The organism is Novosphingobium piscinae (assembly GCF_014230355.1).
Lineage (GTDB): Bacteria > Pseudomonadota > Alphaproteobacteria > Sphingomonadales > Sphingomonadaceae > Novosphingobium > Novosphingobium piscinae.
This window is the reverse complement of sequence record NZ_JACLAX010000040.1, coordinates 1-5,039: the sequence shown is the minus strand read 5'-3', so window position 1 is coordinate 5,039 and position 5,039 is coordinate 1. Positions and strand designations below refer to the sequence as shown.

Annotated in this window: 5 protein-coding genes and 1 riboswitch; of the genes, 4 read left to right on the top strand and 1 reads right to left on the bottom strand. The window is 74.3% G+C overall.

Annotated features, from left to right (window positions below; genetic code table 11):
- A partial coding sequence (locus H7F53_RS17490; protein WP_185680799.1) for a hypothetical protein occupies window positions 1–180 on the bottom strand: 180 nt, incomplete at its 3' end.
- A 206-nt stretch (window positions 181–386) separates the two neighbouring features.
- A riboswitch (cobalamin riboswitch) is annotated at window positions 387–599 on the top strand.
- A gap of 149 nt (window positions 600–748) precedes the next feature.
- Between H7F53_RS17490 and H7F53_RS17485 the strand changes: the two genes are divergently transcribed.
- From H7F53_RS17485 to H7F53_RS17470, 4 genes are all read left to right on the top strand, one after another.
- Window positions 749–2,554, top strand: a complete 1,806-nt coding sequence (locus H7F53_RS17485; protein WP_185680798.1) for a TonB-dependent receptor domain-containing protein — start codon at window positions 749–751, stop codon at window positions 2,552–2,554.
- A 5-nt stretch (window positions 2,555–2,559) separates the two neighbouring features.
- Window positions 2,560–3,636: an ABC transporter substrate-binding protein gene (locus H7F53_RS17480; protein ID WP_185680797.1), complete on the top strand. Its 1,077-nt coding sequence runs from the start codon at window positions 2,560–2,562 to the stop codon at window positions 3,634–3,636.
- A complete protein-coding gene (locus H7F53_RS17475; protein WP_185680796.1) occupies window positions 3,633–4,619 on the top strand; it encodes a FecCD family ABC transporter permease in 987 nt (328 codons plus the stop codon). Before H7F53_RS17480 ends, H7F53_RS17475 begins: the two co-directional genes overlap by 4 nt.
- Window positions 4,619–5,039 (top strand): ATP-binding cassette domain-containing protein (locus H7F53_RS17470; RefSeq protein ID WP_185680795.1); only part of this gene is annotated, 421 nt, incomplete at its 3' end. The genes H7F53_RS17475 and H7F53_RS17470, both read left to right, overlap by 1 nt.

Here is a 5,039-nt window from a genome sequence, read left to right as displayed (position 1 = left end):
GGGCACGGCGCAGGCCGCGAGGATCGCCAGCGTCCGCCCGGCGCGCAGCCGCCGCGCCCGCCGCGTGCCGATCGCGGGTGCGCCGCGCCGCAGCCGCGCGGCAAAATCGCGCGGCGGCAGCTCGGCCAGGGCCGGCATCGGCAAGTCCTGCCGGGGCAGGGGCACGGGCGGGTCGGTCAATCGGGTCCTTTCCTCGGTCCCGGCACGGCGCCGGACCACGCGCTGCGCGCGTAGCCTAAGGGGCGTGGAGCCGGCATCCGCCGAATCCGCGCCGTCCCGCGGCGGGACGGCCCATGCTGTGCGGGTAAAGGGGTTAAGCCTTCCCCAAAGGCCGGGTTGCGGAGATCGTTCGTGCCCCTCTTGCGCCGCCGCGCGAAGCGGCCTATCCGCTGCCCCACGTCACGGGTTGTCCGCGCACCGTCCAGGCGGGGCCGGACCTAAGAGGGAAGCGGGTGCAAGGCCCGCGCTGCCCCCGCAACTGTGACCGGGGAGCGTTCCGCCGCTCATGCCACTGGCGTCAGTCCCTCGGGACGGCTGGGAAGGCAGGCGGACCGTGCTGATCCGGGAGCCAGGAGACCTGCCTTTGACGGTCGTTCCGCGCCGGGCGGGGTGTACCGGAATGCAGCGTGGTCCCGCGAATCCGTGCGGGGTCTCTCGCCATGAACGGCATGCGTTCATGATGGGAGTATTGCGTGTGAATTCCAGACTGTTGCTTTGCTCCGCGGCGCTCGTCGCGGGGATGTCGGGTGTGGCCCGGGCCGATGAGGCCGCCGCGCCGCCGCAGGACATCGTCGTCCTCGCCAACGGCTTCGCCACCCCGGCCGACCGCACCGGGCAGGCGATCAGCGTGATCGGGCGCGACCGGATCGAGACGCTCCAGGCGGTCACCCTGACCGACGTGCTGCGCACCCTGCCGTCGCTCGCGGTCGCCCAGCGCGGCCCGGTCGGGACGCAGAGCAGCGTCTTCGTGCGCGGCGGCAATTCGTCGCAGACGCTCGTGCTGATCGACGGGGTGCGGGTCAACGATCCGTCCAGCCCCAATGCCGCCTTCGACTTCGGCGGCCTGCTCGCCGGCAATGCCGAGCGCGTCGAAGTGCTGCGCGGGCCCAATTCGATCATCTGGGGCAGCCAGGCCATCGGCGGCGTGATCAACGTCGAGACCGCCAAGCCGACCGGCCCGCTGACCCTGCGCGCCGCCGCGGAGTATGGCGCCTACGAGACGGTCAACGGCCGGGTCAACCTGTCGGGCAGCGCCGGTCCGGTCGGCTACAGCTTCGGCGGGGCGCTCTATCGCACCGACGGGTTTTCGGTCTTCTCGGGCGGGACCGAGGCCGACCGCGGGCGCCAGGGCGCGCTCAACGGCCGGGTCACCGTGGCGCTCACGGACAACCTCGGCCTCGACCTGCGCGGCAACTACAGCAAGGTCCGCTCGAGCTACGATTCCGCCTTCAGCGGCGGCGCCAACGCGCTGCCCGTGGCCGACAACGAGCAATGGTATGCCTACGCCGGGCTGAACCTGTCCCTGGCCGGTGGACGCCTGCGCAGCCGCCTGGCCTATACCCGCTCGGACATCGACCGGGTCGGCACCGATCCGGTGGTGTTCAGCTTCAACAATTTCATCGCCCGGGGCGTGACCGACCGGGTCGAGTGGCGCAACGCCTTCGACCTGACCGACCGGGTGCAGATCGTCGCCGGGCTCGAGCACGAGGCGATCCGGGCCAGCACGGCCTTCGAAGGCGCCACCCCGACCCGCGCGAACAACCACGTGACCGGCGGCTATCTCCAGCTCAGCCTGCGGCCGGTCACCGGGCTGACCCTGACCGGCGGCCTGCGGCATGACGAATACAGCGAGTACGGCGGCCAGACCACGCTGGGCGGCAACCTGGCCTGGACGCCCAACGGCGGCCGCACCGTGCTGCGCGCCACCTATGCCGAGGGCTTCCGGGCCCCCAGCCTGAGCGAGGGCCAGCCGCCCTTCGGCAATCCCGCGCTCAAGCCCGAGACCGCGCAGAACGTGGACATCGCGATCGAGCAGGCCCTGCTCGACCGGCGGCTGACCGCCTCGCTCACCTGGTACCACCGCCGCAGCACCAACCTGATCGCCTTCTCCTCGGCCACCTTCCGCTCGGAGAACATCGGCCGCGCCGAGACCGACGGGCTCGAGGCGGCCCTGACCCTGCGGCCCAGCGCGCGGCTGCAGGTCGAGGCGGGCTATGCCCTGGTCAATGCCTTCAACCGGTCGGCCCCCAATGCCGACCGCCGCCTGCCGCTGCGCCCGCAGCACAGCGCGACCCTGACGGTCGACTGGCAGAGCCCCTTCGGGCTGACGCTGGGCACCACGGTGCTGCTGGTCGGCGACAGCTTCGACAATGCCGCCAATACCGTGCGGATCGATGGCTGGCACCGGGTCGACCTGCGCGCCAGCCTGCCCTTGTCGGGCGGGATCGACCTGTTCGCGCGGGTGGAGAACCTTGGCGACGCGCGCTATCAGACGGTCGCCGGATACAACACCCCCGGCCGCTCCGGCTTCGTCGGCGCGCGGTTCAGGATGTAGCACCGATGCGGATCGTCCGGGTCGCGGAACGACGGGGAGGGGGGAGCCGGCAGGCCCCCGCGACCGCGTGCTCCCTCCTGCTTGCCGCGATCGGGACGCTGGGGCTGGGCGGCTGCGCGCCATCGGCGTCGCCCTCGGCTCCCCCCACGCCGCCCCGCGCGGGCATCGTCAGCCTCAATCCGTGCAGCGACGCGATCCTCGTCGAGGTGGCCGATCCCGCGCAGATCCGCGGCCTCTCGGCCTATAGCAGCGATCCCGCGGCCAGTTCGATGGATCTCGCGCTGGCCCGGCGCTACCCGGCGGTCAGCGGGACGGTCGAGGAGATCGTCGCGCTGCGGCCGGCGCTGGTGGTGTCGAGCACCTTCACTCCGCCCGCCACCCGCGCCGCGCTGGCGCGGCTGGGCATTGCCCTGGTCGAACTGCCGATCGCGCATGACGTGCCGGAAAGCCTTGCCCAGGTCCGCCGGCTGGCCGCGGTCGCCGGGCATCCCGCGCGGGGCGAGGCGCTGGTCGGGCGGATCACCGCGGCGCTCGCCGCGGCGCGCCCGGCCGACCGCCGGGCCGTGCCCGCGCTGGTCTGGCAGGGCGGCGGGATCGTCCCGGGCGAGGGCGCGCTGATCGTCGACCTGCTGCGCCGCACCGGCTTTGCCCATGCCCCCGCCGCGCGCGGGCTGGGCCAGGCCGACTACCTGCCGCTGGAGCGGGTCCTGGCCGATCCGCCGGCGGTGATCCTTGCCGCCGGTGGCCGCCAGGGCGAGGACCGGCTGCTGGCCCATCCTGTCCTCGCCGGGCTGCGCGGCACCCACCGCGCGCGGCTCGACCCCTCGCTGCTGTGGTGCGGCGGGCCGACGATCATCCGCGCGGCGGCGCGGCTGGCACAGGTGCGGCGGGCGGTTGCAGGTGGGGCGGGGCCGGGAGAGGCGGGGCCGGGTGAGGAGGGGGTGGCGCGTGGCCTTCGACAGGCTCAGGCTGAGCGGACGTTTGTGACCGAGCATGATATTCTTGCTGAACCATCCCCAACCCCGCCCGGCCTGAGCCGGTCGCAGGCCACGCGCGGCGCCGGTCCGAAACGCACCCCATGACCCGCCTCAACCTTGTCCTCCTGACCGCGCTTGTCCTCGCCGTGCCGCTCTCGCTGCTGGCCGGGCGGGTGTGGATCGATCCGCTCCAGCCGGCGCTGCCCCAGGCCACGCTGATCGTGCTGGGCCTGCGCCTGCCCCGCGCGGTGCTGGCCGTGGCGCTTGGCGCCGGGCTGGGCGGGGCGGGGGCGGCGATGCAGGGCTATCTGCGCAATCCGCTGGCCGATCCCGGCCTGTTCGGGATCGCCCCGGCCGCCGCGCTCGGCGCGGTGCTGGCCCTGCGCTTCGCCCCCGCGGCGGCCGGCTGGAGCCTGCCGCTCTGCGCGCTGCTTGGCGCGGGCGGGGCGATGGCGCTGCTCGGCCTGCTGGCCGGGCGCGGCAGCACCGGCGGCGGGCTGGCGCTGTTCACCCTGGCCGGAATGATGATCGCCAGCCTCGCCGGCGCGCTGATGAGCCTGGTCATCAGCCTGGCGCCCAACGCCTTCGTCCAGTCCGAGATCGTCACCTGGCTGATGGGCGCGCTGACCGACCGCGGCTGGAGCGAGGTCCGCCTCGCCGTGCCGCTGACCCTGGCCGGGCTGGTGCTGCTGCGGCTGGCCGGTCCGGGGCTGGATGCGCTGGTGCTGGGCACCGCGACGGCGCGCTCGCTCGGGCTCGATCCGCGCCGCTTGCAGCTCCTGCTGATCGCCGGGGTGGGGCTGACCGTCGGGACCGGGGTGGCCGTGGCGGGGATCATCGGCTTCGTCGGGCTGGTCGTGCCGCACCTGGTGCGCCCCTTCACCGATCGCCGCCCGTCGCGGCTGATCGTCCCCGCGGCGCTGGCCGGCGCGGTGCTGCTGCTGCTGGCCGACATGCTGTGCCGGGTGCTGCCGCTGGTCACCGAGCTGCGGCTGGGCATCGCGCTCAGCCTGATCGGCGCGCCGTTCTTCCTCTGGCTGCTGCTGCGCCTCGGCCGCGCCGCGCCGCTTGACGGGGGGCTGGGCTGATGGCGCTGCGGGCCGAAGCGCTGGTCCTGCCCGGTCGTCTCGCCGGGGTCGATCTCACCCTCCAGCCGGGGCAGGTGACCGCGATCGTCGGCCCCAACGGTGCCGGCAAGTCGACCCTGCTGGCCTGCCTCGCCGGCCTGCTCGCGCCTGGCGCCGGCCGGATCTGCTGCGGCGACGCGCCGCTCGCCGCGCTGCCGCCGCCGGTCCGCGCGCGCCGCATCGGCTACCTGCCGCAGACCCCCGAGATCGCCTGGGACGTGAGCGTCGAGACGCTGGTCGCGCTGGGCCGGCTGCCGTGGCAGGGCGCGCCGCTGCGCCGGGCCGCGGCCAGCCCGGCGCAGGATGCCGCCGCGATCGCCGCGGCGCTGGCGGCGATGGACCTGGTCGCGCTGCGCCACCGGCCGGTCTCGCAGCTGTCGG

Bases quoted from the DNA above. Each gene is read 5' to 3' on its own strand.
- H7F53_RS17475 (WP_185680796.1), top strand. From the start codon at position 3,633: ATGACCCGCCTCAACCTTGTCCTCCTGACCGCGCTTGTCCTCGCCGTG.
- H7F53_RS17480 (WP_185680797.1), top strand. From the start codon at position 2,560: ATGCGGATCGTCCGGGTCGCGGAACGACGGGGAGGGGGGAGCCGGCAG.